Source organism: Halomonas sp. MS1 (genome assembly GCF_024182575.1).
GTDB lineage: Bacteria > Pseudomonadota > Gammaproteobacteria > Pseudomonadales > Halomonadaceae > Vreelandella.
The window spans coordinates 2193225-2218971 of the sequence record NZ_CP098926.1; the positions used below are offsets into that span (position 1 = coordinate 2193225).

Genomic DNA, 25747 nt, shown 5'->3' on the forward strand with positions numbered 1-25747 from the left:
CTGAGAGTCCCATGACGGTTCCGTTTGTTCATCTACGTTTGCACAGTGAATACTCCCTGGTTGATGGCTTGGTAAAACTCAAGTCACTGGTCAGTACCACCGCTGAGCGCGGGATGCCGGCTCTGGCCTTAACCGATGAAGCTAACTTGTTTGGTTTGGTTAAGTTCTACAAAGCGGCGCAGGGCGCTGGCCTGAAGCCCATCATCGGTAGCGACTTATGGTTGTACAACCCCCATGATGAGGCCCATCCGTATCGCATTACGCTGCTGGCGATGAACGATGTGGGTTACCGCAATCTCACTGAATTGATTTCTCAAGGGTGGACCGATGGCCAGCGCCAAGGGCGAGCCATTCTGGACAAACAGTGGGTGCTAGCGCAAAGCGAAGGACTGATTGCGCTATCAGGCGGGCGTGAAGGCGAGATAGGTCGTCACTTGCTGTCTGATCATGAGCGCGAAGCCCGAGAGCTGTTGGAAGAGTGGCAGCGCGCCTTTCCAGACCGTTTTTATTTGGAGTTAATCCGTACCGGGCGGCCACTTGAAGAAGACTGCGTTCACGCGAGTGTGAAGCTGGCGATTGAGTCGAATACCCCAGTGGTAGCGACCAATGACGTGCGCTTTTTAGAGCGGGAGGACTTTTGGGCGCACGAAACCCGCGTTGCCATCGGTGAAGGCAAGGCCTTGGATGATCCGCGCCGTGAACGACGCTACACCGAAGAGCAGTACCTAAAAAGTCCTGAGGAGATGGCAGCACTGTTTGCTGATATTCCTGAGGCGCTTGAGAACAGCGTTATGATCGCCGAGCGGTGTAGCGTTGATGTACGGTTGGGCGAAATTTTCCTACCTGAGTTCGAAATTCCCGAAGGGATGACGCAGGATGAGTTTTTCCGCAAAGTCTCCCATGACGGCCTCACTGAACGGTTAGATTTTCTGTTCCCTGTTGAACAGTACCCCCGCGATAGCGACGCCTATCGCGAAATTGATCAACGTTACCGTGACAGGCTTGAATTTGAGCTGAACGTTATTATCCAAATGGGCTTTCCTGGTTACTTCCTGATCGTGATGGACTTTATCCAGTGGGCCAAGGATAACAATGTGCCAGTCGGCCCAGGGCGTGGTTCCGGTGCGGGCTCATTAGTGGCTTACGCGCAAAAAATTACCGATCTTGACCCCATTGGCTACGACTTGCTGTTCGAACGCTTTCTTAATCCTGAGCGTGTCTCCATGCCCGACTTTGACGTCGACTTTTGCATGGAAAAGCGCGACAAAGTGATTGAATATGTAGCTAATCGTTACGGCCGCAATGCGGTATCTCAGATTGTCACCTTTGGCACCATGGCTGCAAAAGCGGTGGTGCGCGACGTGGCGCGCGCTCAGGGGCGGCCTTACTCCTTAGGCGATAAGCTCTCTAAGCTGATCCCCTTTGAAGTGGGTATGACGCTTGCCAAAGCGATAGAGCAAGAACCGGCACTGAAAGAGTTTATCGGCAACGACGACGAAGCCGAAGAGATCTGGGAAATGGCCCTCAAGCTAGAGGGCACCACCCGGGGTACCGGTAAGCACGCGGGGGGCGTCGTTATTGCGCCCACCAAACTGACCGATTTCTCGCCGCTGCTGTGCGATGAAGATGGCTCTGGCCTGGTGGTGCAGTTCGATAAAAACGACATCGAAGACGCTGGGCTAGTAAAGTTCGACTTTTTGGGCTTGCGGACGCTGACGATTATCGACTGGGCGCTGGAAATGGTCGATAAAGTGCGGGGGGTAAACGGTCAAGCGCCACTTAACATCGACGCTATCCCGCTGGACGACAGCAAAACGTTTGAGATGCTTAAACGCGCGGAAACCACCGCCGTTTTCCAGTTGGAATCTCGTGGTATGAAGGAGCTGATTAAGCGCCTGCTGCCAGACTCCCTCGACGATATGATCGCTCTGGTGGCGCTATTCCGCCCAGGCCCGCTGCAGTCCGGCATGGTTGATGACTTTATCAATCGTAAGCACGGCCGTGCCGAAGTCTCTTACCCCCACCCAGATTATCAGCATGACCTGTTAAAGCCGGTACTCAGCCCGACATACGGCATTATTTTGTACCAAGAGCAGGTCATGCAGATTGCTCAGGTAATGGCCGGTTATTCACTGGGTCAGGCAGATATGCTGCGCCGCGCCATGGGTAAGAAAAAGCCCGAAGAGATGGCCAAGCAGCGTTCAGGCTTTATGGAAGGCTGTGCCGCCAACGGTATCGATAAAGACCTCGCTGGCAATATCTTTGATCTTGTTGAGAAATTCGCCGGTTATGGTTTTAACAAATCGCACTCTGCCGCCTACGCCTTGGTGTCTTATCAAACCGCCTGGTTGAAAGCGCACTATCCTGGCCCGTTTATGGCCGCCGTTATGTCAACGGAAATGGATAACCTGGACAAGGTAGTGCCGCTAATTGAGGAGTGCCGCCACCTCAAGCTTACCGTCACACCGCCGGATGTTAATGTTGGTGGCTACAAGTTCACCGTTGATACGGAAGGGCGCGTGGTTTACGGCCTGGGTGCCATTCGCGGTGTCGGTGAAGGCCCGATTGGTGCGATTGTTGAAGCCCGTCGCACCGATGGTCCATTTAAAGATCTGTTCGATTTTTGTCGCCGCCTTGATCCAAAACGGATGAACAAGCGAACGCTGGAAGCGCTGATTCGCTCTGGCGCACTGGATAATCTTGGCCCTAACCGGGCGGTGCTTTCCGCCGCGATGGAAGACGCCTTGAAAGCGGCTGCTCAAAACCATGCCAACCAAAATCTGGGTATGCTGGATATGTTTGGCGATGCGTTTACTGCGGAAGAGGAAGAAACGGACCCTTACGCTGAGTATCAGAGCGCCCGTGAATGGACAGATCGTGAGCGCCTTTCTGGTGAAAAAGATACGCTGGGTCTCTATCTGACCGGCCATCCCATTGATGAATATGAACGTGAGCTAAAGCGCTTTGTCTCTACTCGGATTAGTGATTTGAAGGCCTCTCGTGAGCCGCAGCGGGTGGCTGGCTTAGTGGTAGCCATGCGCACTATGAAGTCCAAGCGTGGCGATACCATGGCGTTTATCACGCTGGATGATCGCACCGGGCGTATCGAAGCTTCCCTGTTTGGCGAACTATTTGAGCAACTGCGGGGCCAAATCGAATCTGACCAAGTGATTATCGTTGAAGGCGAAGTATCCAACGATGACTTCTCCGGCGGTTTGCGTTTGCGGGGTAAAGACGTTACGCCGATGGTGACCGCGCGGATTCGCTATGGCGAAGCGGTGGAATTAGCATTGGATGCTGAGCAGATCAACGGGCGTTTAGTCGATAGCCTGCGTGAGAGTCTTACGCCATACCGCGATACCGGCGGGTTGCCGGTGCGGCTGCAGTATCGCCACTCAGCAGCGGTTGGCTGGCTGGCGCTGGCCGATGAATGGAAAGTAGCTCCCAGCGACGACTTGTTGTTGGCCCTTCGTGATGTGCAGGGGCAGGTTGGCGTTCAGCTACGCTACCGCTAACAAACGCTATAAACATGCGCGTGCCATCGTCAAATTGAGTGCTAAATGGCGGTGCAGCACGCTAATTGAAAGGGTACTGCCTTGCGTGGCAGGTTCAGGGTGCGATAATGCCCCCATACATGCCCGTTTCGACAAGGCTTCTTTTTTTATAGGCAGCTTACAGGCAGAGCCGATGAATCCTAACTATCTCGATTTTGAACAGCCCATTGCCGAGCTTCAGGCAAAAATTGAGGAGCTGCGTTTGGTCAGCTCCGATAGCCAGGTTAATCTCTCCGATGAGATATCTCGGCTGGAAGAAAAAAGCCGTAAGTTAACCGAATCGATCTTCAAAGATTTAACCCCCTGGCAGGTTTCCCAAATATCTCGCCATCCGCAGCGCCCTTATACGCTGGATTATCTTGAGCATATTTTTACTGACTTTGATGAGCTTCACGGCGACCGCAATTTTGCCGATGATGCAGCCCTTGTCGGAGGCGTTGCGCGTCTGAATGATCAGCCGGTGATGGTCATTGGGCATCAAAAAGGACGCGATGTTAAAGAGAAAGTACGTCGCAACTTTGGCATGCCGCGCCCAGAAGGCTACCGTAAAGCCTGCCGCCTAATGGAAATGGCTGAACGCTTTAAAATGCCCATCCTAACCTTTATCGATACGCCTGGGGCTTACCCAGGGATCGATGCAGAAGAGCGCGGTCAGTCGGAAGCCATTGCGTATAATTTGGCGGTGATGTCACGCCTGAAAACACCGATTATCTCCACCGTAGTGGGGGAGGGTGGTTCTGGTGGCGCGCTGGCGATTGGTGTGTGCGACGAGCTGCATATGCTGCAGTACTCCACCTATTCGGTTATTTCTCCAGAAGGCTGTGCGTCTATTCTTTGGAAGAGCGCTGAAAAAGCATCTGACGCCGCTCAAGCCATGGGGATCACTGCTGAGCGCCTCAAAGAGCTTGGCTTTGTTGATGAGCTAATTAAAGAGCCGCTGGGTGGTGCTCATCGCCATCCACTGACGACGGCTGAACGCGTTAAAGAGGCTTTGGCTAATAGTCTGGAGCGTCTGCAAAGCTTTGATAGCGATGCGTTACTGGAGCGCCGCTATAAACGGTTAATGAGCTATGGCGCCCCAGCCGCCTAAGCCGCTGTTACGTTTACTGCATGACGCCCTGGCGGAGACCCCGCCGGGGCGTACTATTTGGGTAGCGCTTTCCGGTGGGCTAGACTCTTCGCTGCTGCTAACGTTGGCCGCTCAGGTTTGCCGGGACGCACATCGTCCGCTGCGGGCGATGCATATTAACCATGGTCTTCAGGCGGCAGCCAGCGCCTTTGAAGCGCATTGTCAAACGTTGTGCGATACGCTTGGTGTATCACTAGTGACGGCCAACGTTGCTGTGGACGCTCAGGGCGAGGGTATCGAGGGGGCGGCGCGGCGAGCGCGCTACCAAGCGTTTATGGCGCATATTCCCACTGGCGATACGCTATGGCTAGCCCAGCACCAAGATGACCAAGCAGAGACGCTACTGCTGGCCGCGTTGCGCGGCAGTGGTGTGCGTGGCTTGGCGGGTATGCCTTTTCGCCGCGAGTGGCAGGGGCTCACTCTGCTGCGGCCCTGGTTGAGTGTCAGCAGACAGACGTTGGCTGATGCCGCGCATGGATTATCAATCAGCTGGTGCGAAGACCCGACAAACCGAGACATCGCGTTTGATCGCAATCGCTTACGCCATCAGGTGATGCCAGCACTACAACTACGTTGGCCTGGCGCTGCACGGGCCCTTGCCAACAGCGCCCAGCATGCCGGGGAGGCAGACCAGCTATTGGCGGCCTATGCCGCGGAAGAGCTGGCAACGCTGATGCGCGGAGAGTACTGCATGGATGCTACGCTGCTTAGTCAACGCTCCTTACCTCGCCAGCGGCTGCTGGTGCGTACGCTTTGTAAGCAGCTAGCGCTCCCAACCCCTCCGCAAAAACGCCTCGAAAGCCTGCTAGCGCAGTTAGGCGCAGTGGACGACGCCCAGGTGAAGGTTGAATGGCCAGGAGTAGACGCACGGATTTGGCAACGCCGTCTCTATCTCATGGCACCGCTTAAGCCACTGCCTAAGTGGGAAGTCGAGTGGGAAGGCGCGCCAGGGCAACTAACCCCTTTGGGCGTGCTGGAAGTATCGCTGGCACCGCCGCGCCGCGTAACGTTGCGTTGGCGACGTGGTGGTGAAGTGGTGGCGTTAAAAGAGCGTGGACGGCGTGACGTTAAACGCTTGCTCCAAGAGCGGGGAGTGCCGCCCTGGGAACGTGAGCGTTTGATTGTAGTAATGGAAGGTGAGTCATGCCTGGGCGTTATCCAGCCGCCTGCCGACGTATTGTGGCAGGCTGAAGGCGTTGCTCTTGCCGCTACCTCTACGCAACCGAAAACGTAAATCCAGCCGCTGTCATATAGGCCTGTTCCTGCTCCATATCGGTACTTAACAGCGTCGGTTCGTCGCTGGCTGGTAGCGTCATCAGCAGCGCTTCACCCTCTGCGTTAATCTCTGGTAGCGGCGGGGGATTTTCAGACCGGGAGTGATTAATAAGCACGGCAAGGCGCAGCAGGCGAGCAAGTTTGGCACAGCCTTCCTGGTGAGAGGCGGGCAGCGCCTGCCACTCTTTAGTCGGAAACTTGCGTCGATGGGCGCGCACTAAAAACGCCAGTAGACGCTGCTCAGGGCGTGAAAAGCCAGCCAGGTCGGAATGCTCTAGCAAATAGGCGCCGTGGCGATGGAATTGACTATGAGAGATAGCCAAGCCAATTTCATGTACATGACTTGCCCAGACAAGATAATGGCCTTGCTCTTGGGTTAGCCCCCAGGTTTTTTTTACTTTATTGAATAAGCGAAGGGCCGTGTCGGCGACATTTTCTGCCTGCCGAGAGTCAACATCATAAATCCGCTTCAATGCATCTAGGCTTTTAGAACGGGTATCTTCCGCACTATTCCGTCCCGCCATGTCATAAAGCACTCCTTCGCGCAGGGCGCCGTCTGCAAAGCGCATTTGGGAAAGATTAAAGGCTTCAAAAATAGCGTTTAAAATGGCGATACCTGCCGGAAAGACTTTTGCTCGGTCAGGCTTTAGACCATCTAGCTCAACTTTCTCCAGCTGTTTGCATTTTAGTAGGCGTTCACGCAGCTTTTTCAATCCACTACGGGTGATAACACCTTCTTGGGGCGAATCGCCGTAAGCATATAACACGCTCGCGGCAGCCTTAATCGTTCCGCTAGAGCCCACGGGGTCATCCCAGCCAAGGCGTAGGTAGGGACGCTGAATGTTGGCCAGTTCTGACAGGGCAGACAGCTCAGCACGACGCATACGCTTTTCACTAATTTCGCCATCAGGAAAAAAGCGGCTGCTGAAGGTGACGCAGCCCATGCGTAAGCTCTCAAGTGCTTTGGGCTCGAAGGCTTCGCCAATGATAAATTCCGTCGACCCGCCGCCGATATCAACAATTAAGCGGCGGCCATTTTCGGCTAGCGCGTGGGCGGCGCCTAAATAAATAAGCCGGGCCTCTTCGCGGCCAGCAATAATTTCGATAGCGTGGCCAAGCTGCGCTTCGGCACGCTCGATAAACGCTTGGCTGTTATAGGCATCGCGCAACGCATTCGTACCGACAATGCGCAGATTGGCATCCTCAATGTCGTTGAGAAAGGGTGCAAAACGGCCTAGACAGTCCAACGCGCGCTGCATGGCTGCCTCGTTTAAATAGCCGTTCTCGTCTAGCCCAGCGGCTAACTGAACCTTTTCACCCATCCTGGCAACGACTTGAAGGCGCTCGTTTTGATAGTTAGCGACCAGCAGGTGGAAGCTGTTAGAACCCAGGTCGATGGCGGCTAAGCGCTGCGGTTCAGTGTTATCCAGTTCAGCCGACGGCGCGGTGAGAGGGAGTGAAATTTCCTTGGGCATGGGCGTTCCTTCCTAGTGGCTATGCCAAGGTTGCGGTGCCTTATTAGTATTGTCAATTGTCAAAGACTTGCGTTTATCGCGGGCCTTGACTACCATCGAACTACTGGCTTGATCCGAGTTAACTTGTTTGCCTATTAAACAGGCGTATTACTCGGGTATTCCGAGCAGTACGTATCCAATGGCATCAGCCAGATGTCCAAGTCGTCAGATAACCCGCTGAAACAGCATTTTCTGTGCCGATCAGATTAACTAGTTTATTAGCACCCTCACGTTAAGCAGTCGTTGATGCCGTTACTCCTTTATTGGCATTTACTTCAAGACTGCCTAGCTTTCAGTATCTGAGCGTGTGCCTAGATGGGGTTCTGAACGCATCACTCGGCGCTTAGCCCTACTTTTAGGTCACGCCTCCTGTCTTATTCCCGGCGCTTGTCGCCCAGCTTTCATGAGCAACTTTCTAACACACCGATGAATCTCACTGAACTCAAGCAAAAAACCGTTCCCGAGCTGCTCGATATCGCCCGCGAGATGGGTATCGACAACTTAGCCCGTTCGCGCAAGCAGGACATCATTTTCGCCATCCTCAAAAAGCATGCTAAAAGTGGAGAGGATATTTATGGCGATGGTGTGCTGGAAATCCTTCAGGATGGCTTCGGCTTCCTGCGTAGCGCTGACAGCTCGTACCTCGCTGGACCGGATGATATCTACGTATCGCCGTCTCAGATCCGTCGTTTCAATCTGCGTAAAGGCGACTCCATTTCCGGCAAAATCCGCCCGCCTAAAGAAGGTGAGCGCTACTTTGCCCTGCTCAAAGTTAGCCAGATCAACTTTGATCGTCCGGAAAATGCCAAGCATAAGATTCTCTTTGAGAACTTAACGCCGCTGTTCCCAGACGACCGGCTGCGCATGGAGATTGGTAATGGCTCTACCGAAGATCTTACCGCGCGCATCATTGACCTGACTGCGCCGATTGGTAAAGGTCAGCGTGGTCTGTTGGTGTCACCGCCTAAAGCGGGTAAGACACTGATGCTACAGAACATCGCGACGTCCATTACGCGCAACAATCCTGAGTGCCATCTGATTGTATTGCTGATCGATGAGCGTCCTGAGGAAGTGACCGAAATGTCACGCACCGTGCGTGGCGAAGTGGTTGCCTCTACCTTCGATGAACCGCCCGCCCGCCATGTGCAGGTTGCGGAAATGGTGATCGAAAAAGCCAAGCGTTTGGTAGAGCACAAGAAGGACGTGGTGATTCTGCTCGACTCCATCACCCGTCTGGCGCGTGCCTACAACACCGTAGTGCCCAGCTCCGGCAAAGTGCTAACCGGTGGTGTAGACGCTCACGCTCTTGAGAAGCCAAAACGTTTCTTCGGTGCCGCGCGTAATATCGAAGAGGGCGGTAGCCTGACGATTATTGCCACTGCACTGGTCGATACCGGTTCGAAAATGGACGAAGTCATTTTCGAAGAGTTCAAGGGCACCGGCAACATGGAAGCGCACCTTGACCGCAAGCTGGCTGAGAAACGCGTGTTCCCCGCGATCAATATCCGTCGCAGCGGTACCCGTCGTGAAGACCTACTGGCGTCAGAAGATGAAATGCAGCGCATGTGGATTCTTCGCAAGCTGCTCAACCCGATGGAAGACACGGCTGCTACAGAATTCCTGATTGATCGTCTGAAGGATACCAAGACGAATCTGGAGTTCTTTGAAGCGATGAAGCGCCGCTAGGCGCTGCATTACAGCCAAGCACTAGCGATAAATGTCTGACAGCCGGGGAAGTGCCTTGGGGAGAGTGCCTTGAAGTACCACGACTTGCGCGATTTTATTGCGGCACTTGAAGCGCAGGGTGAACTTAAGCGAATTAAAGCAGAAGTTGATCCTTATCTGGAAATTACCGAAATTTGCGACCGGACATTACGTGCTGGTGGTCCCGCACTGTTGTTTGAGAATGTGAAGGGGCACGACATGCCGCTGCTGGGCAACCTGTTTGGTACGCCTAAACGGGTTGCGCTGGGCATGGGGCAGGATTCGGTAGAGGCGCTGCGCGAAGTGGGTAAGCTACTGGCGTTTCTAAAAGAGCCCGATCCGCCTAAAGGGTTAAAAGACGCCTGGGACAAGCTGCCGATTTTCAAGCAAGTGCTAAGTATGGGGCCAAAAATCGTTAAGCGGGCTCCGGTACAAGCGCTATCGTTTGAAGGCGATGAGGTTGACTTGGATCGTTTGCCGATCCAGCACTGCTGGCCTGGCGATGCGGCGCCGCTAGTGACTTGGCCATTGGTGATTACCAAAGGCCCGCATAAAAAGCGTCAAAACCTCGGTATTTACCGCCAACAGAAAATTGCTAAAAACCGCCTGATTATGCGTTGGCTCTCCCATCGGGGCGGTGCGCTGGATTTTCTTGAGTTTCAAAAAGCGCATCCCGGTGAGCCATTTCCTGTGGCGGTGGCGCTGGGGGCTGATCCTGCAACAATTTTAGGCGCCGTCACACCGGTACCCGACTCTCTCTCCGAGTATGCGTTCGCTGGGCTTCTGCGCGGTTCACGCACAGAGCTTGTCAAGTGCGGACATGCTGACCTGGAAGTGCCTGCGTCTGCAGAAATCATTCTTGAAGGGTTTATTTACCCCGACGATATGGCAGCGGAAGGGCCATTTGGCGATCACACCGGTTATTACAACGAAGTCGATCACTTCCCCGTTTTTACCGTCACGCGGATGACGATGCGACGGGACGCGATATACCACTCCACGTATACCGGCCGCCCACCCGATGAGCCAGCTATTCTAGGCGTCGCGCTTAACGAGGTGTTTGTGCCGATCCTGTGTAAGCAGTTCCCGGAGATTGTTGACTTCTACCTGCCGCCGGAAGGGTGCTCCTACCGGATGGCCGTCGTGACCATGAAAAAGCAGTACCCAGGCCACGCCAAGCGCGTCATGATGGGGGTTTGGAGCTTTCTGCGTCAGTTTATGTACACCAAGTTTGTCATTGTACTGGATGACGATGTCGACGCGCGTAACTGGGAAGACGTGATGTGGGCAATTACCACGCGTATGGACCCAGCGCGGGATACCGTGATGGTGGAAAATACCCCCATTGATTACCTCGACTTTGCGTCTCCGGTGTCCGGGTTGGGTTCTAAAATGGGGCTCGACGCCACCAATAAATGGCCAGGAGAAACGGATCGAGAGTGGGGGACTCCCATCGTGATGGACGATTCGATAAAGACCCGCGTTGACGAGCGTTGGGACGAGCTGGGCATTGATATCCCGTTACCCACACCTCGCCACGGCTAACCCAGTGGCGCAGGTCGGACGATTCTTCATAAAGAGGCTTTCATGAGCGCAAGCACGTCAACTTGCAAGACGTTAACCTGCCAGGTAACCGCCGTTGAGGATTTAAATCCCGACGTCTTTGGGGTGACCCTGGAAGGGCGGCCAGAAGCCATGCAGCATGCGCCTGGCCAGTATTTAGAGCTGAAACTAGACGATAACACCTGGGTGCCGTTTTCAATTGCCAGCGCTGAACGTGGCGATGGCATTATCGAATTGCATATTCAGCACTGGCCTGAACGGGATAACTCTGCTCGCCTGAGAGAGTTGTTGCAGGTGGCCAACCAGTTGACCGTACGCTTACCCAGTGGTGACTGTGTGCTGGACGCCGAAAGCGAGCGCCCGCTACTGCTGGTTGCGGCAGGCACCGGTTTTGCACAGATGAAAGCCATTGTAGAAGCGACGCTACGGCAGCAGCCCGCTCGGCCTATCTCGCTATGGTGGGCAAACCGCGAGCACCGCGATCTGTATGCCGAAGACTTGGCCTGCGAATGGGCACAACAGTATGCCAATGTTGCTTTTCAAGCCGTAACAGAGTTTCCGCTTACCGAGCCGCTGGCGGTTGGTGAACGAATATCACACCATCAAGGACGCATTGACCTAGTGCTGGAAAGTGCCCTTGAGAGCGAACTTACAAAGGCTCAGTTGACGCTCAGCGATTGTGATATCTTCCTATCAGGCTCGCCGGGGATGGTTTATGCCTGTGTTGATGTGTTCGAGCGAAAAAACATCAGTAGTGAGAGAATGTTCTCGGATGTATTTGCCTACGCTCCTCGCCCTCACTAAAATGATTGGCCGATAACTGACGCACGGCATGTGCCGATAACCGATACCGATAAAAAAGGAGGCTTTCATGGCCCACCATGACGACAACTTCAAAGACGAATCAGGTTTACTTTCTATTGTGCTCGGTGTTGTGGTCCTGGTTAGCATGAGTGCACTGCCCGCAACGATTGGTTGGGTACAAGCGTTTGGCGGTTGATGGTTGCCATTTTGTTCCTATGCAGGCAGGATTGAACACTCAGATGTCATCGTTCTCGATGAGCAACGTGAATTAGACTTGTAAATTAGGATGTAGCCATGCACACAGCACAATGCACATGCCACACACAAGCAAGGCCGGTATCGGCGGCTAGTGCTTGGGCGTGCGTTGCTGCATTCTTTTATGCTGCCTATTGGTTTAGCCACGGTGTGCCCCTGGCCGACCAGTAGCGTCGCGTCATCAGGCACACCGACTAGGTTGCCTGCCGCATGCAAAGAAGCCTCGGTTGGTAGCCCAACCGAGGCTTCTTTCGTTTTAACGGTTTATTTAGTTTAACTATTCGGGTTTCACAGACATTTCATCAAGGAGCTGCATCATGATGTACCGCGCAAACTCTCTCGCTAATCTGCTCGCCAATATTGCCAACTATATCGGTTATGGCTATGGCTGGCGATTTAGCGACGCGCGGTCGGTGCAAGCTGCCACCTCCGACCGTGCAAGCCTGGGTGGCAAGTTGTTGTTATCACGATGTCACACGCTTCCGGAGAGTTAAGTTATGAATGCCCATGTCAGCCCTGCTTGCACAACCTTGTCAAACCTAGCGTCATTAACGAATGGCCCCTCAAGCTCATCGCAGCCATTGCCTTTGCCGGCAGAGCTACGCCGCAGTGTCGCTATCAATAGCCAACTGGGTGAGCAAATTGCCCATCAGCGCCAAGCGGTTCAGCGCATCCTGAATGGTCAAGATAAGCGCTTATTAGTGGTTGTTGGCCCCTGTTCCGTCCACGATCCAGAAGCAGCGTTAGAGTATGCCGATCGGTTGGCTGCGCTAAGCGAAGAAGTTAGCGAGCAACTATTACCGGTCATGCGTGTTTACGTAGAAAAGCCGCGCACCACCGTTGGCTGGAAGGGGTTGGTATACGACCCTGGGCTAGATGGTAGTGGTGATATGTCAAAAGGCATCGCTCTCTCTCGTGAGCTTATGCACGCGGTTGCTTCGCGGGGGCTGCCGGTGGCCACAGAGCTTTTACAGCCAATGCTAGCCCCCTACTTAGATGACCTGCTGAGCTGGGTCGCCATTGGTGCTCGTACCACTGAGTCGCAGTTACACCGAGAGCTGGCAAGTGATCTTGCGGCCGCAGTGGGGTTCAAAAATGCGACGAGCGGCGACGTTCAGGTTGCCATTGATGCTATGCAGGCAGCGGCTCATTCCCACCAGCGTTTCGCCATGGATAATGAAGGACGCCCGATCATGCAGGAAACGGCTGGTAACCCCAATACGCATGTGGTGTTACGAGGTGGTCATGGCGAGCCAAACTACCAGGCGCATCATGTGCGAGCAGCGGTGAATACCCTACGAGACGCCGGACAGAACCCTCGCTTAATGGTGGACTGCAGTCACGCCAATGCGCGAAAAGATCACCGACGCCAAAGCGAAGTGCTGCTCGACGTGTTGGCACAGCGCAAGGCAGGCGATGCCAACTTGGTGGCGCTAATGCTCGAAAGTCACCTGTTTGAAGGTAAGCAAGCGCTGTCGCCTAACGCGATGCGCTACGGCGTATCGGTGACCGATGCCTGTGTGAGTTGGGAAACCACGGAACGATTGCTAAAAACCGCTGCTGAGCGAATGAGTTAACCCAGTCATCTTCCAGCAGCTGGATAATCTCTTGTTTGCCCTGGCCAGCCCCGTATCATAAGAGACTACTTTTTATGATGAGGTTGGCCATGGTTTTCACCCTTGAGCAGCATAATCCCAGTAGTTACCAGCGCAAGGCGCGAATGATCAGTATTGCCATGGCAGGGCAATTAATTGTCTTCGGGTTACTGTTCTCGATGCTGTTAACTTCCGCTTTTGGCAGCACCTTATGGCTCAATGGGCTGGGGGTCTTCCTTGGCTTGTTGGCCACCAGCGTACTGTTTGCGGTGCTTAAGGATCGCCCATGGATGGCTGAAATGCGCTATGTATGGCAGCTCAAACACCACCTTTCTCAGATTAGTGGCTACCTGCAGCCACTGCGCCGCGGCGTGGAGGAAGATAATCGTGTAGCGCTGGATATTGTGACATTTTACCATCAAGGCATGACGCAGCTCGCTGAACTTAACGGCCGTACTACCGATGATGACTCTGAGCGCCTAGCTGAAAAAATGCAGATAAAGTTAAAGCGCGAAGAGCTGGGGCTGCCAGCCCAGGTTGACAGTTTTGACCCGCAGGACTTAAAAGCATTTAAGCGTCGCTAGCTGAAGTGAAATTTATTTATTAAGAAGAGCGAGGCCGAGCGTTAACTAGACGCCATTGACGGTGCCTATGATGATCAAAGGCATAACATCGATAGCAGTAACGATAGTGATAGCGGTAACGGTAACGGTAACGGTAACAACAGTGATGACAACAGGGAGCAGAATGCATGACTTACTCACCTAATCGGTTAACCGGTTTGATTGCGCTAACGGCCACGGTTGCATTGACGGGCTGTGCAAATACTGGGACAACGCCTGCTAATTCTGCTGCTGGAGTGTCCAAAACAACCGTACACAGCAGCGCACCGCTACTGCCTGCTACGCTATTTCCAGGCAGCGCGGCCCATTTTGACGCTTGGGAGTGTCAGCCCGCAAACCAGAACTTGGTCACCGCGGTGAACGACGATAACCTGCGTCTTTGGTCACTACATGGTGCCTGGCGTTTACCGGAAGCGATTGTGGCAAGCGGTGCGCGCTATCAAGATGGTGAGATCAGCTTCTGGAATCGTGGCGATCAAGCGCAGGTTGAAACACCGCGTGGTCAGTTGCAATGCCAACAGGGGCAGCGCCGAGCCGCAGCAACCCGCGCTGACCATCCTGGCGTGATGTTTCTAGGGCGTGGCAATGAGCCGGGCTGGTCGATTGAGCTAGCTCATGATGCTCCGGTGATGACTTGGACAACGAACTACGGCAGCGAGACGCAAACCATGCCCTATATGGTAAGCGTCATGGACAATGAGGCGGGCAGAGTGGTGATTGAAAATGCCAACGCAGAGGAGTTTTTCCGCGTACGCATTGAATCAGGCGCCTGTTTTGATGACATGAAAGGCCAGCCGTATCCCGCTCGAGTCACGCTGACAATCGGCGGGGAACAGTACAAAGGCTGTGGTCAGGGCATCGCTCCTTAGTTGGCACGGTCTTTTGAGTCCACTGATGTGTCAGCAACGGTAAAGCGAAGGCTCGGCACGCCATTGTGCTTCAATAAAGTCGCTGGCACACAGTGCGGTGTTATCACCGATAGCCCTGGCAGCGAGCCTTGAAAGTATTTCCAGTCTAGGCTCTCGGGAGGTTTCTAGTTGCTCGCTTATGTCGGCAGGGTGCCAAGAACCATCTTTCCACGTTGCCAGGGTAAAACTGAACGGATGAAAGCCTGGAAAGCCAAGTCGAATATCGGTGGCGATTAGCGTTTCCTGACCATCGATCAACAGCGTGTCATAGCGTAGAAAGGGGCCAGTAAACCATGTCAGCCGTTGGCCAAGTGGGCTGGCTAGCACGCTTTCCTCAAGTGCGACGTTGCGCTTTATAGCTTCAAGCGTTGGTGCGTCCTGATTATCAAATACGCTGATCAAACTCTCAAAATAGCGATCTCCGTCAATAACCGTTGCGCGCCACAGTGCAATATTAAACGGCGTTGGTTGAATTAATACCGGCGCTGCCTGTAAGCCAGCGTCCGCCAGTGCTGGGGTTAAGCGTTGCTCAACGCTCCATTTCGCGCCTGCCGCCAGTAGTAAATACATGCTGGATACGACTAATCCGATCGTACAAGCCCGACGCACTTTTTTGGCGGCAATAGCGATGGTTAACGCAACCAGTAGCGGTAGGGTGTAAAAAGGATCGATAATAAACACGATAGGCCACGCTATGGGTGGCATATCCAGTGGCCAGAACAGCTGAGTGCCGTAAGTAGTAAATGAATCAAGTACCGGGTGGGTTGTCAGACAGAGAACGAAAAAACACCACCATCTCCCCAGGCTGATATCACGCGCAGGTATGAAACGCTGGCACAGTAGCGCCACTATCGTGGCTAAGCCAGTCAGCACAAATAGGGAGTGGCTAAAACCGCGGTGCTCAGTCACATTAGCCACTGCATCGCCATAATCAAGCATCACATCTAGATCGGGCAGCGTGCCGAGCACTGCACCCATTAGTATGGCTTTGCGACCCAGTCGTTTACCTAATATTGCACCACCTATGGCGGCCCCAAGGGCTGCTTGTGTGACTGAATCCACGTAGGTCTCCTTGGGGTGGCCCCGTATTCCAAGTAAGCTAGGTATTATTGTACATGTCGGTGAAGAGGGTTTTTAAATGTCACGAAATCGTCTAGTTAAAGGTCTAGTGGGCAGTCTTCTTGCTGCCTATTCGCTAAGCGCTTTGGCAGCGCCTACGATTGATGTGCACAGCGATCCTAACTGTGGCTGCTGTAGTGCATGGGTCAGCCATCTTGAAGAAGCCGGGTTTACTGTAAACCATCACCGTGACGGCGACCTGCGGTCAGTCAAAGTAGCCAATAACGTTCCTGCAGAACTAGCATCTTGCCACACAGCCATCGTTGATGGTTACGTGATAGAAGGCCATGTACCCGCTGCAGATATTAAGCGGCTGTTAGAAGAGCAGCCAGACGTTATCGGGTTAACAGTGCCAGGTATGCCGCATGGCTCTCCGGGCATGGAAACCGGCCGGGTTGATGATTACGCTGTTCTCAGTTGGACCCGCAACGACAGTATTCCCGCTATCTTTAGCGAATATACCCAGTAATGATGGAGGGAGAATGACATGCAGTTTTTGCACACTATGGTAAGGGTAAGAGACTTAGATGCATCGTTGAATTTTTACTGCGATCTTTTAGGGTTGAAAGAAGTGCGTCGCAAAGAAAATGAGAAGGGCCGTTTTACGCTGGTCTTTCTCGCCGCGCCGGAAGATGAAGCGCGCTCCGAACGCTTAGCGGCACCAGAGCTTGAGTTAACCTATAACTGGGATCCAGAAGAGCTCACCGGCGGGCGCAACTTCGGGCATTTGGCCTATCGCGTTGACGATATTTACGCGCTATGTAAAAAGCTTCAAGATAACGGCGTTACCATTAACCGCCCGCCGCGGGATGGGCATATGGCGTTCGTGAAGTCGCCCGACGGTATTTCTGTCGAGCTACTGCAAAAAGGCGATGCGTTGCCCTCTCAGGAGCCATGGGCGTCAATGGAAAACAGCGGAAGCTGGTAATTTGTCAATAAGGAGCATGAGACAGTGACGGTCAAATTTGGAGCAATGCTAGCCGGTGTCGCTACCGCGCTATTAATCAGTGCGTGTAGCAGTACACCAGAGCAAGAGAGCACGGCAGCGCCGGAAAACGTGTCGCTGTCAGGACCGATAGTCGATCAGCGTTGGAATTTATTGCTAGTAGGTACCGATGAACGGGTATCGTTACCCAATACGCCATTCTTTCAAATTGGACGCGACGGCAGCGTGAGCGGTTCGGATGGTTGTAACCGATTTACCGGCAGTGTGGAGTTGGGTGAAAATCAGCGTATCGAGTTTAGCCAGCTCGCCTCAACACGCATGGCTTGCCCCAATATGGAAGACGCCAAGCAGGTAACAGATATGCTCGATACGGCCTATCGCTACCTCATCGACCATGATCGGCTGGTGTTTTTTGGACCAGATAGCCGCGTATTAGGCGGCTGGCGCGAAGCTAACTAAGCCTTCAGTTAGCATCTGATCGCAGTTATCTAGTTAGTGCTTAAAAGGCGGGTTGAAGCGGGCAATAAAGCGCGCATCAATCCGCTTTTTCCATTCCCATACCCAGCGGCCTGAGAAACCGATGGCGCCTCTACTGGCAATCGCATGGCCGTCGCCAGTGCCAATTAGAGCCAGGACACGTTTTGGTGGCTTCCACTCGGCCAGCGGTTCATTGTGACAGGCGGCGCGCAGGTTCTCCGCCAGCACTGGCCCCTGGCGCACGGCGTAAACTCCGGCCTTGGGTAGTGGAGAAGAGGAAAGTGGAGAAGAATGCCGTGGTTGATTGAACGCTGCACAGTCACCCGCGGCAAAAAGCCTCGGCTGGCCCGCTACCTCAAGTGTCTTATTCACCTGGATGAATCCCCGCTTATCCAGCGGCAGCGGGGTGTCTTGCAGCCAAGGTTGGCCAACGGCACCGGTAGCCCACAGCACGATATCCGCGTCAATCAGTTCGCCTTTAGAGGTGTGGACGCCACCAGCTATTAGCGCCTGGCCGCGCTCACCGTGCAGCACCGTAACGCCAGCCCGGCGCAGAGCACGTTGGGTTAACCAACGAGGTAGTCGACCTGCGTCGGGTAGCAGTGTTGTTGATGCGCTGACAAGCGCGCCCTGCCAAGTAATGTCTGAACGTTGTTGACGAAGCTGCGCCAACACACTCATTAAGGTTTCACAGCCTGCCGCGCCGCCGCCTACGCTTACTACCCGCTGTGTAGACCCCTGAGGGCACTGGTCGACTTTCTCTCTCAGCGCTTGCCAGCGGTGGTGCAGTGAACTGAGCGGTCGCATCGCCAACAAATAGGGGTTTTGTTTGCCATGTTTTTCGAGAAACGGCTGTTCAGGCAACCTTACCGTGGAGCCCACGTTAAATGAGGCTACATCGAAATGGATCGCCTCGCCGTTCGCTAGCGCTAGCTGGCGCTTAGTGGGATCGAGAGCCACTGCAGGCGAAGTGATTAAGCGAGCGCCTGCCCGTTGAGAGAGCGCCGCTACATCAATTTGTGTTTCGCGTAGCGTGCATTCTCCTGCCAGCCACGCTGGCACGCTGCCAGAATAGGCTGACAGCGCACTGTCGCTAACCACGGTGATAGCGATTGACGGATCTGGGTGCTGAGCAAAGGCTTCCAGCACGAAGGCATGGGCATGGCCCGCGCCAATCAGCACGAGATTTTTCATGGGGAGATCATTTTTCCGTACCACGCCGCCAGCGGAAATAACGCTCCAATAGGGTGAGAATACGCTCGGGCTTGTGGGCATTTTTCCACACGCCAGCGGTGGCCTTGGCAGCTTCGCCAAGGGTGGGATAGGGATGAATGGTGCCCAATAGCTTGTTAAGCCCCAGGCCATGCTTCATGGCGATGGTGAACTCTCCTAACCATTCTCCGGCGTTTTCAGCCACGATGGTCGCGCCAAGGATTTTGTCTTTACCGGGCACGGTAAGCACCTTGATAAATCCTTCAGTCGCGCCTTCGGCAATGGCGCGGTCGCTTTCACTCATGGCATAGCGGGTGACTTCAAACGCCACGCCCTTAGCGATGGCCTCTTTTTCGTTGAGCCCGACCCGCGCTACTTCCGGCTGAATATAGGTGACAGCAGGCATAAAGCGATAATCTACAGCGAAGCTTTTTAATTCACCAAACAGAGCATTAACGGCTGCGTGCCACGCCTGATGGGCAGCGGCATGCGTGAGTTGGTAGGGGCCTGCTAGGTCGCCGCAGGCCCAAATGTTGGGCAGCCGAGTTTGCAGACGCTCGTTGAGTTCCAGCGTGCCAGCGTTGGTAGTAGTGATTCCCAGCGCTTCCAGCCCCAATCCTTCAACATTGGCTTGGCGGCCAACGCTGACAAGCAAATAATCAAATTCGATGGTGATGAGCTGGCCATTGTGCTCTACCACCAGTTGATGTCCGGGGCCATCTTGGCTTACTTCCAAGGCGTTAGCGCCGGTCATTACGTTAACGCCTTCCTGGGTGAGCGTGCGCGCCACGTGTTCGCCTACGTCTTGGTCTTCTCGGCCTAGCAACTGTGGAATACCTTCCACCAAGGTGACCTGACTGCCCAAGCGGGCAAAACTCTGGCTGAGCTCGCAGCCAATTGCCCCGCCGCCGAGTACGACCAAGCGTTTAGGCAGTTCCGTGAGTGACCACAGGTTTTCTGAGGTGAGCAGTGGTGCATGCTCGATGCCAGGAAGCGATGGCACGCGGGGTCGTGCGCCAGTGGCTAGCACAATATGGCGGGCGGTCAGGGTTTTATCACCGACCTTAACTTCCCAAGGAGATGTCAGGGTGGCGTGTTCCTGATACACCTCAACGCCCAGTTTGGTGTAACGCTCGACACTATCGTGGGGTTCAATATCAGTAATGGCTTGATGTACGTGCTTCATCACCTTGGCAAAATCAATCTCCGGCTCGCCAGCGTTAACGCCAAAGCGGTGTGCTGTACGCATGTCGTGAGCAGCACGGGCGGCACGAATTAGCGCCTTTGAAGGTACACAACCGGTATTCAGGCAGTCACCGCCCATTTTATGCTTTTCTACCAACGCTACTTTAGCTTTTACGGCGCTGCCGATGTAGCTAGTGACCAGACCCGCCGAGCCGCCGCCGATGACCACAATGTCGTAATCGAACCGGGATGGGCGCTTAAAACCACGATAGGCATTGCGCTTTTGCACCTGTAGCGCAATACGGCGAGCTATCCAAGGGAATACGGCCAGCAGCGCAAACGAGGCCAAAAGCCCAGGAGAAATAATCCCGCCCAGGCTTTCAAGTTCCCCCAATTGGCCGCCCGCATTCACGTAAACCACCGTGCCGGGCAGCATGCCTAGCTGGCTTACCCAATAAAAGGTGACTGTTTTAAGCCGCGTTAAGCCCATCACCAGATTGATCATAAAGAAAGGGAATATCGGTACTAAGCGGAGGGTGAAAAGATAAAAAGCGCCGTCTTTATCAACGCCACGATTCACCGTGTCGAACTGGCGAGGAAAACGCTTTTCAATCGGCTGTCGAAACAGGAACCGCGAGAGTAAAAAGGCCAGCGTCGCGCCGATGGTGCTGGCAAAGGAGATAATTAACAGCCCCCAGCCGAGGCCAAACAGTGCGCCACCCAGCAGTGTGAGGAGTGTCGCGCCGGGTAGCGATAGTGTCGTCATGACCACATATACCGCAAAGAAAATGCCCGCAACTTGCCAAGGGGATTGCTGAAATGCAGCCTGGAAATCGCTGCGATAGGTTTGCAGGGTTTCCAAGGTGAAAAACGTATGGGCACCGCTCACGTAAAAGCCAAGCACGGCCAGTAGCAGCAGGGTGATAATCAGCAGGCGCTGGCGGTTCATGGCAGGCTCCGTTGGGGAAAGGTGGTGGTAGAAGCAGAACATTCGTTCAGTAACAGTGACGTAAAGAGCGAAATCCTTACAGACTGTTTGCGTGCTTCAGCGTTTGTTGCCAGCGCTGCCAGTCTTCTGGGCGGTCAATATCCCACATGGTGTCGGGAAAGATGGCTTCCAAGGACAGCGCAGCAAGCCGCTGACGAGTGACTTGGAGCACTTGCGCGGTTCCCCAAGGAATGTCCTCAAAGAGGCTAGGATGATCGTCATGAGTGCCAATCAACCCATAGCCGCCGTCTTCGGCAGGTAAAATCACCACGGGCACGTTTTTAAGCGCTGCACTGCACTGCCTAAGCATGGCAACGGTGATGCTCGGGCAATCAGTGCCCATCACCATCGACGGACCTTGTGTGCTATTCAGTGCATGCCGGACGCGCATTCCCACATCGCCCTGCCGTTGAATGGCGAGCGAAATGCCGTAGTGAGCCTGCAGCTCCACAAACAACGGATGCTGATGCTCTAAGGAGGTCCATAGCGTGACGTGTTGCGATCCCCGTGCTTGGCAGGCGGTGGCAACGCAGTGACGAACCATGGTGGCATGGGCTTGCGCCGCACCTTCTGGCCCTAGGCAAGGAATTAAGCGCGTTTTCGCCTGCCCCGGCAGTGGCGCTTTGGCCAGTAGATGTAGATGGGGCTGCACGGCTGACTTAACGGGCATTGCGATACTCCTTGGCCAGTTGGGTGGCGCTGACGCCGCGCCAGTAGCGGTAACGTAGTCGCCACATCAGGCAAATCGTTTTCCAGGCGCCGAACTGATCCCAGCGTCTGCCTGAGCTTATCACTTTGGCGCGTAGGCAGGCGGGGCGAGAAACTGCCTTTAGCCGCTTGCTTAACTCAATATCTTCCATTAACGGTTGTTCGGGAAAGCCGCCGACCGCTTCAAAAGTAGCGCGGCGAAGGAACATGCCTTGGTCGCCAGTGGCGATGCCGCTCAGCCGCGAGCGTAGATTCATCAGCAAGCTAACGAGCGGCAACCAGCGGCTTTTTCCCTCAAGGTGAATATCAAACCGCCCCCAGCAATTCGTGTTCAGCGCTTGGCAGATCAGCTTGTTTGCCTCTTCGGGAAGCCGAGTGTCAGCATGTAAAAATAGCAGCGCTGCTGAGCGCGCGTGTGCTGCGCCCAGGTTCATCTGCTGTGCCCGACCAGGGGCGCTCGTCAGTAGCGTATCCGCTAGCGGAGTGGCTAACGCCACGCTGTCATCGGTACTTCCCCCATCGACCACAATGATTTCCGTGCCTGCTTCTCTCAGCACTTGCAGAGGCGCCAGGGCAGCTTGAATGCCGTCTGCTTCATTGAGCATAGGGATAATGATACTGAGTTGCGGCGTTTCAGCGCCAGGGTTAACCAAGGGCAATGATTGGCCCTCCGGCAGCATTGGCATCGGCTTCATCATGGGTAACCAGCAGGGTGGGTAAGCCCGCTTCGCGAAGCTGGCCGAACACTAGCGTACGCATTTCCTGGCGCAGTGTGGTGTCCAGCTTGGAGAACGGCTCATCCAGCAGCACCGCGCGAGGCTGTGAAAGCAGCAAGCGCATCAGCGCCACCCTAGCTTGCTGGCCGCCGGAAAGGGTCGCCGGATCGCGGTTTTCAAAGCCCGCCAGCCCCACCTGTTCCAGCGCTTGGGCGACCTGCTGGCGTTTGTTATTGGCATGGTGTGGCAGGCCAAAGCGCAAATTCCCCGCCACGCTTAAATGGGGAAATAGCATCGGATCCTGAAACAGCAGGCCAATGCCACGCTGTTCGGCGGGCAGGGTGTCTAAGCGTTTATCGCCCAGATAGAGTGCACCTTGAGCCTGAAAGGCCGGCGACAAAAAGCCCGCCAGATAGGCCAGTAACGTAGACTTTCCAGAGCCAGAAGGGCCCATCACGGTTACTACTTCGCCTGGCGCTATGTCACAGTGCATTGCCAGCAGTGCTTCGCCTGCCAGCGTGATAGTCACCTGTTTGATGTGCAAGGTTTGACGGTTGGGTGTCATGCAATTCCTCGCATTTGGCGGCGTTTTGCCCACACAAGGCGGGGGATCATAAGTGCCAGACTAAAGCCAATAAAGGGGAGCAGCGTCTGCAGTAGTGCCAACACCGCCACTAGCCTGCGATTGCCGCCAGATGCCATGGCAACGGCTTCGGTAGTGATGGTGGGGATGCGACCACCCCCTAGCAGCAGTGTTGGCAAATACTGGCCAATACTGACGGCTAAGCTGACTGCGCAGGCGGTGAGTAGCGGGGCCAATAACAGTGGCAGCCGTACCTGCCAGAAAGCGCGCCAGGGGGGCACACCCAGCGATAGTGCCACCTGAAACCAGCGTGGATCCAGCCGCCGGTAGGCTTCTGACAGCGATAAATAGAGATATGGCACTACAAACAGCAGGTGACCGGCTACGACTAAGGCGTGCTGAGGTCGAATGGCAACGCTTTCAGCGGCCACCACTAAGCCAAATAGAAAGGCCACTTGCGGCACAATGAGCGGTAAATAAAGTAGCCACTGAGCACGCCATGCAGGTAAGTGGCAGCGCGCTGCATGCTCCAATGTTGCCACGACCAGTACCGCGGCGATTAGCGTCGCGGTTAGCCCCACACTCAGCGTATTGATCAGCGGTGTTGCCATGTTGGGTAGAATGCGCTGCCAATGATCCAGCGTGAACGTACCCGGCAGCGCATCCGGAAAACGCCAAAAGCCCGCCACCGAAAACAGTGCCAACCCGGCCAGCGCACTGATCGCTAACAAAGTGACAGCTAGCAGCAACGCACGGCCGCCAAACGCAATCGCCGTTGCCCCTGATGCCCGCGAGCCGTTGGCCAACCAGCGTTGGCAGAGACGTTTGACCCCTTGTTCGCCAAGCCACCAAGTCAGTAGTGCCGCTAGGGTAACGCCGAACTGCAGTACGGCACCGGCAGACGCCATAAAGCGACGGTTTAAATCGGGGTCATTAAACCAAGTGAGCACCGAAACGCTCAACGTGGGTGGCAGGGTGGGGCCAAGAATCAACGCCATATCCACCACCGAAGTGGCGTAGGCAATCACGGCATAAACCGGCAAGCGAATCAGTGGGTAAAGTGCAGGGAAAACGCATTTCAGCCAGGCAATGCCGGGCGCGTAGCCCAGCGAGCGCGCCAGGGTGACTCGTTGTTCAGGACGCAGCTGAGGTAGCGCAGCTAAACTCATCAATAGCAAAAAGGGCACTTCTTTGAGTATCAGGCCCGCCATGAGCGCCAGCCCTAACGGGTCGTTGACGATCAGCAGATCAGGTGGGCGCTCCCACCCAGTGAGCCCAGGAGACGCCCAGCGCACCAGCAACCCGGAGGGCGCAATCAAAAAAGCTAAGCCAAAGGCCACGGCTGCATGGGGAATGGCCAGTAGTGGTGAGACCAGTCGCCGAATGGCACGGTCAATCCAGGTGCCTTGGCTAGCCGCCAGAAACAGCACCACAATGAACAGTGCCACCAAGGCGGTGATCAGACCGCTAAAATAGCTCAGCAGTACGGAGCGGTAGAGACCAGCGTGCGCCCATAGGGCTTGCCATGCTTCCAGATGAAATGTGTTCTCCCCGAGCACCGGTAAATAGCCAAAGGCAGGCAACAACACCATGCCAAGCCCCGCACTTACTGGAATAACCAAAAGTGCAATAAGCAGTATAGGGGCTAGCCGCAGGATCAATTAATTAACGCCATAACGCTGAAGCCACGCATCCTGTAGCGCCGTCATCCAGCTGGGATGAGGTTCGGCTAGGGTATTGGAAAGGGCATCGGCAGGCAGCGCAGATGGATGGCTTTCCCCTTGTTCGAAGAGTGCCTTGTCGTTTTCATCTAACCGACTGACTGCCAATACGGTGCGATCGCCCCACATATTAAGCGACTGCTTTTGGGCTTGAGCTTCAGGTGAGAGCAGGAAGTTGGCCAGCGCCATCGCGCCTGCTTTATGGGGAGAATTATAGGGAATAGCGACAAAGTGAACGTTTCCTAGGGTGCCGCCTTCCAGCACGTAGCTGCGCACACTCTCGGGAAGTTCATACTCCATCACCGCGACAGCGGCATCTGTCGGGTAGAAGGAGAAGGCTAAACTGAGCTCGCCATCGCTCATCAATGCGCGCAGGTTAGGGCCTGATTCCGGGAAACTGCGGCCGCTGCGCCATAGGTGTGGGTGTAACTCATCTAGATAATCCCACAATGGCGCGGTGATCTCCGCAAACTCCGCTTCAACCACTGGTGCGTAAAGGGCTTCATTTTGATTAGATAATTCAATTAACGCCTGTTTTAAAAAGGTGCTACCGGTGAAATCGGGAATACGTGGATAGCTGAACTGGCCAGGGTTGTCTTTGGCCCACTCCAGCAGATCCGCAATACTTTGTGGCGGTGTTTCGGTTTGAGCGCTGTCGTAGTAGAAGGTGATTTGCGCTTTTCCCCAAGGAGACTCATAGCCTTCAGTCGGCAGCGTGAAATCGGTCACCACTTCTGGGTTTTCGTCTGGGTGAGTCAAGGCGAAGTTAGGCAGAGATTCGGCAAAGGGGCCAAATAAGAGGTCCTGGTCGCGCATGGCGGCGAAGTTTTCGCCATTAATCCAGATCAGGTCGATGCGGCCATCATCCATGTTACCAGCCTGCTTTTCACCCAGTACACGAGCAACGGCGCTACCTGTGTCATCTAACTTTACGTGCTCTACATCGACGCCATACGTGGACTGCATTTGCTCGGACACCCAAGCGATATAGCGGTTGGTGCGACTGTCACCGCCCCAGGCGTTCCAGTATACGGTTTGACCCTCGGCAGCTTGCAGTACGGCATCCCAATCATTGGGATCTGGGGCAGCCATGGCGGGCAGCGCCAGTGACAACATGACAGTGGCGATAGCGGTCGTTAGGGGGGGGCGTGGTTTCATGGTACACCTT

General features: G+C 54.7%; 23 protein-coding genes. 14 read left to right on the forward strand and 9 right to left on the reverse strand.

Annotation, left to right across the window (positions count from 1 at the left end):
- Positions 1-11: 11 nt before the first annotated feature.
- From dnaE to tilS, 3 genes are all read left to right on the forward strand, one after another.
- Positions 12-3515, forward strand: a complete 3504-nt coding sequence (gene dnaE, locus NF683_RS09985; RefSeq protein WP_253921822.1) for a DNA polymerase III subunit alpha — start codon at positions 12-14, stop codon at positions 3513-3515.
- 172 nt (positions 3516-3687) lie between these two features.
- Positions 3688-4644 (forward strand): acetyl-CoA carboxylase carboxyltransferase subunit alpha, encoded by a 957-nt coding sequence (locus NF683_RS09990; RefSeq protein ID WP_038486504.1) that lies wholly within the window; start codon positions 3688-3690, stop codon positions 4642-4644.
- Positions 4625-5917: a tRNA lysidine(34) synthetase TilS gene (gene tilS / locus NF683_RS09995; RefSeq protein ID WP_253921823.1), complete on the forward strand. Its 1293-nt coding sequence runs from the start codon at positions 4625-4627 to the stop codon at positions 5915-5917. The genes NF683_RS09990 and tilS overlap by 20 nt, the downstream gene beginning before the upstream one ends.
- Here the strand turns inward: tilS and ppx are convergent.
- Positions 5898-7433: an exopolyphosphatase gene (gene ppx, locus NF683_RS10000; RefSeq protein WP_253921824.1), complete on the reverse strand. Its 1536-nt coding sequence runs from the start codon at positions 7431-7433 to the stop codon at positions 5898-5900. The genes tilS and ppx overlap by 20 nt on opposite strands.
- Positions 7434-7898: 465 nt before the next feature.
- Between ppx and rho the strand changes: the two genes are divergently transcribed.
- The 8 genes from rho (at position 7899) to NF683_RS10035 (ending at position 14885) form a co-directional block, all read left to right on the forward strand.
- Complete coding sequence (gene rho, locus NF683_RS10005) at positions 7899-9158, forward strand: transcription termination factor Rho (RefSeq protein WP_038481222.1); 1260 nt, start codon at positions 7899-7901, stop codon at positions 9156-9158.
- Positions 9159-9227: 69 nt separating this feature from the next.
- Positions 9228-10721, forward strand: coding sequence for a 4-hydroxy-3-polyprenylbenzoate decarboxylase (ubiD, locus tag NF683_RS10010; protein ID WP_089039215.1), 1494 nt, complete (start codon positions 9228-9230; stop codon positions 10719-10721).
- A 42-nt stretch (positions 10722-10763) separates the two neighbouring features.
- Entirely contained in the window at positions 10764-11543 is a 780-nt protein-coding gene (locus NF683_RS10015; protein WP_089039214.1) for an NAD(P)H-flavin reductase, read from the forward strand.
- Between the two features lie 67 nt (positions 11544-11610).
- A complete protein-coding gene (locus tag NF683_RS21285) occupies positions 11611-11739 on the forward strand; it encodes a hypothetical protein (protein WP_264298868.1) in 129 nt (42 codons plus the stop codon).
- 376 nt (positions 11740-12115) lie between these two features.
- Positions 12116-12292, forward strand: coding sequence for a hypothetical protein (locus NF683_RS10020; protein ID WP_193059958.1), 177 nt, complete (start codon positions 12116-12118; stop codon positions 12290-12292).
- Positions 12293-12295: 3 nt separating this feature from the next.
- Entirely contained in the window at positions 12296-13375 is a 1080-nt protein-coding gene (locus NF683_RS10025; RefSeq protein ID WP_253921825.1) for a 3-deoxy-7-phosphoheptulonate synthase, read from the forward strand.
- 89 nt (positions 13376-13464) lie between these two features.
- Positions 13465-13977 carry a DUF3087 family protein gene (locus tag NF683_RS10030; protein ID WP_089039212.1) on the forward strand — a complete coding sequence of 171 codons (513 nt, stop codon included), beginning with the start codon at positions 13465-13467 and terminating at the stop codon, positions 13975-13977.
- Positions 13978-14144: 167 nt separating this feature from the next.
- Positions 14145-14885 (forward strand): MliC family protein, encoded by a 741-nt coding sequence (locus NF683_RS10035; protein WP_089039211.1) that lies wholly within the window; start codon positions 14145-14147, stop codon positions 14883-14885.
- Positions 14886-14915: 30 nt separating this feature from the next.
- Here the strand turns inward: NF683_RS10035 and NF683_RS10040 are convergent, their stop codons facing one another.
- Positions 14916-15986 carry a metal-dependent hydrolase gene (locus NF683_RS10040; protein ID WP_089039210.1) on the reverse strand — a complete coding sequence of 357 codons (1071 nt, stop codon included), beginning with the start codon at positions 15984-15986 and terminating at the stop codon, positions 14916-14918.
- A gap of 76 nt (positions 15987-16062) precedes the next feature.
- On the opposite strand from NF683_RS10040, the gene NF683_RS10045 reads away from it, so the two are divergent.
- From NF683_RS10045 to NF683_RS10055, 3 genes are read left to right on the forward strand one after another with little or no spacing between them, the layout of a single operon-like run.
- Positions 16063-16512 carry a DUF411 domain-containing protein gene (locus NF683_RS10045; protein ID WP_089039209.1) on the forward strand — a complete coding sequence of 150 codons (450 nt, stop codon included), beginning with the start codon at positions 16063-16065 and terminating at the stop codon, positions 16510-16512.
- 18 nt (positions 16513-16530) lie between these two features.
- Positions 16531-16971 carry a lactoylglutathione lyase gene (gloA, locus tag NF683_RS10050; protein ID WP_089039208.1) on the forward strand — a complete coding sequence of 147 codons (441 nt, stop codon included), beginning with the start codon at positions 16531-16533 and terminating at the stop codon, positions 16969-16971.
- A 45-nt stretch (positions 16972-17016) separates the two neighbouring features.
- The gene (locus NF683_RS10055) at positions 17017-17448 is read left to right on the forward strand and encodes an META domain-containing protein (RefSeq protein WP_193059995.1); all 432 of its coding nucleotides are present in this window, start codon (positions 17017-17019) and stop codon (positions 17446-17448) included.
- Positions 17449-17481: 33 nt separating this feature from the next.
- Here the strand turns inward: NF683_RS10055 and NF683_RS10060 are convergent, their stop codons facing one another.
- The 7 genes from NF683_RS10060 to NF683_RS10090 form a co-directional block, all read right to left on the reverse strand.
- Positions 17482-18660, reverse strand: a complete 1179-nt coding sequence (locus NF683_RS10060; RefSeq protein ID WP_089039206.1) for an FAD-dependent oxidoreductase — start codon at positions 18658-18660, stop codon at positions 17482-17484.
- 7 nt (positions 18661-18667) lie between these two features.
- Positions 18668-20812 (reverse strand): FAD-dependent oxidoreductase, encoded by a 2145-nt coding sequence (locus NF683_RS10065; protein WP_089039205.1) that lies wholly within the window; start codon positions 20810-20812, stop codon positions 18668-18670.
- 76 nt (positions 20813-20888) lie between these two features.
- Complete coding sequence (locus NF683_RS10070; RefSeq protein WP_253921826.1) at positions 20889-21521, reverse strand: TIGR04282 family arsenosugar biosynthesis glycosyltransferase; 633 nt, start codon at positions 21519-21521, stop codon at positions 20889-20891.
- Positions 21511-22239: a TIGR04283 family arsenosugar biosynthesis glycosyltransferase gene (locus NF683_RS10075; protein WP_089040908.1), complete on the reverse strand. Its 729-nt coding sequence runs from the start codon at positions 22237-22239 to the stop codon at positions 21511-21513. Before NF683_RS10075 ends, NF683_RS10070 begins: the two co-directional genes overlap by 11 nt.
- Positions 22205-22840: an ATP-binding cassette domain-containing protein gene (locus NF683_RS10080; protein ID WP_089039203.1), complete on the reverse strand. Its 636-nt coding sequence runs from the start codon at positions 22838-22840 to the stop codon at positions 22205-22207. Before NF683_RS10080 ends, NF683_RS10075 begins: the two co-directional genes overlap by 35 nt.
- Positions 22837-24519 (reverse strand): ABC transporter permease, encoded by a 1683-nt coding sequence (locus NF683_RS10085; RefSeq protein ID WP_253921827.1) that lies wholly within the window; start codon positions 24517-24519, stop codon positions 22837-22839. The genes NF683_RS10080 and NF683_RS10085 overlap by 4 nt, the downstream gene beginning before the upstream one ends.
- The gene (locus tag NF683_RS10090) at positions 24520-25737 is read right to left on the reverse strand and encodes an ABC transporter substrate-binding protein (RefSeq protein ID WP_253921828.1); all 1218 of its coding nucleotides are present in this window, start codon (positions 25735-25737) and stop codon (positions 24520-24522) included. It abuts the gene before it with no gap.
- Positions 25738-25747: the final 10 nt, after the last annotated feature.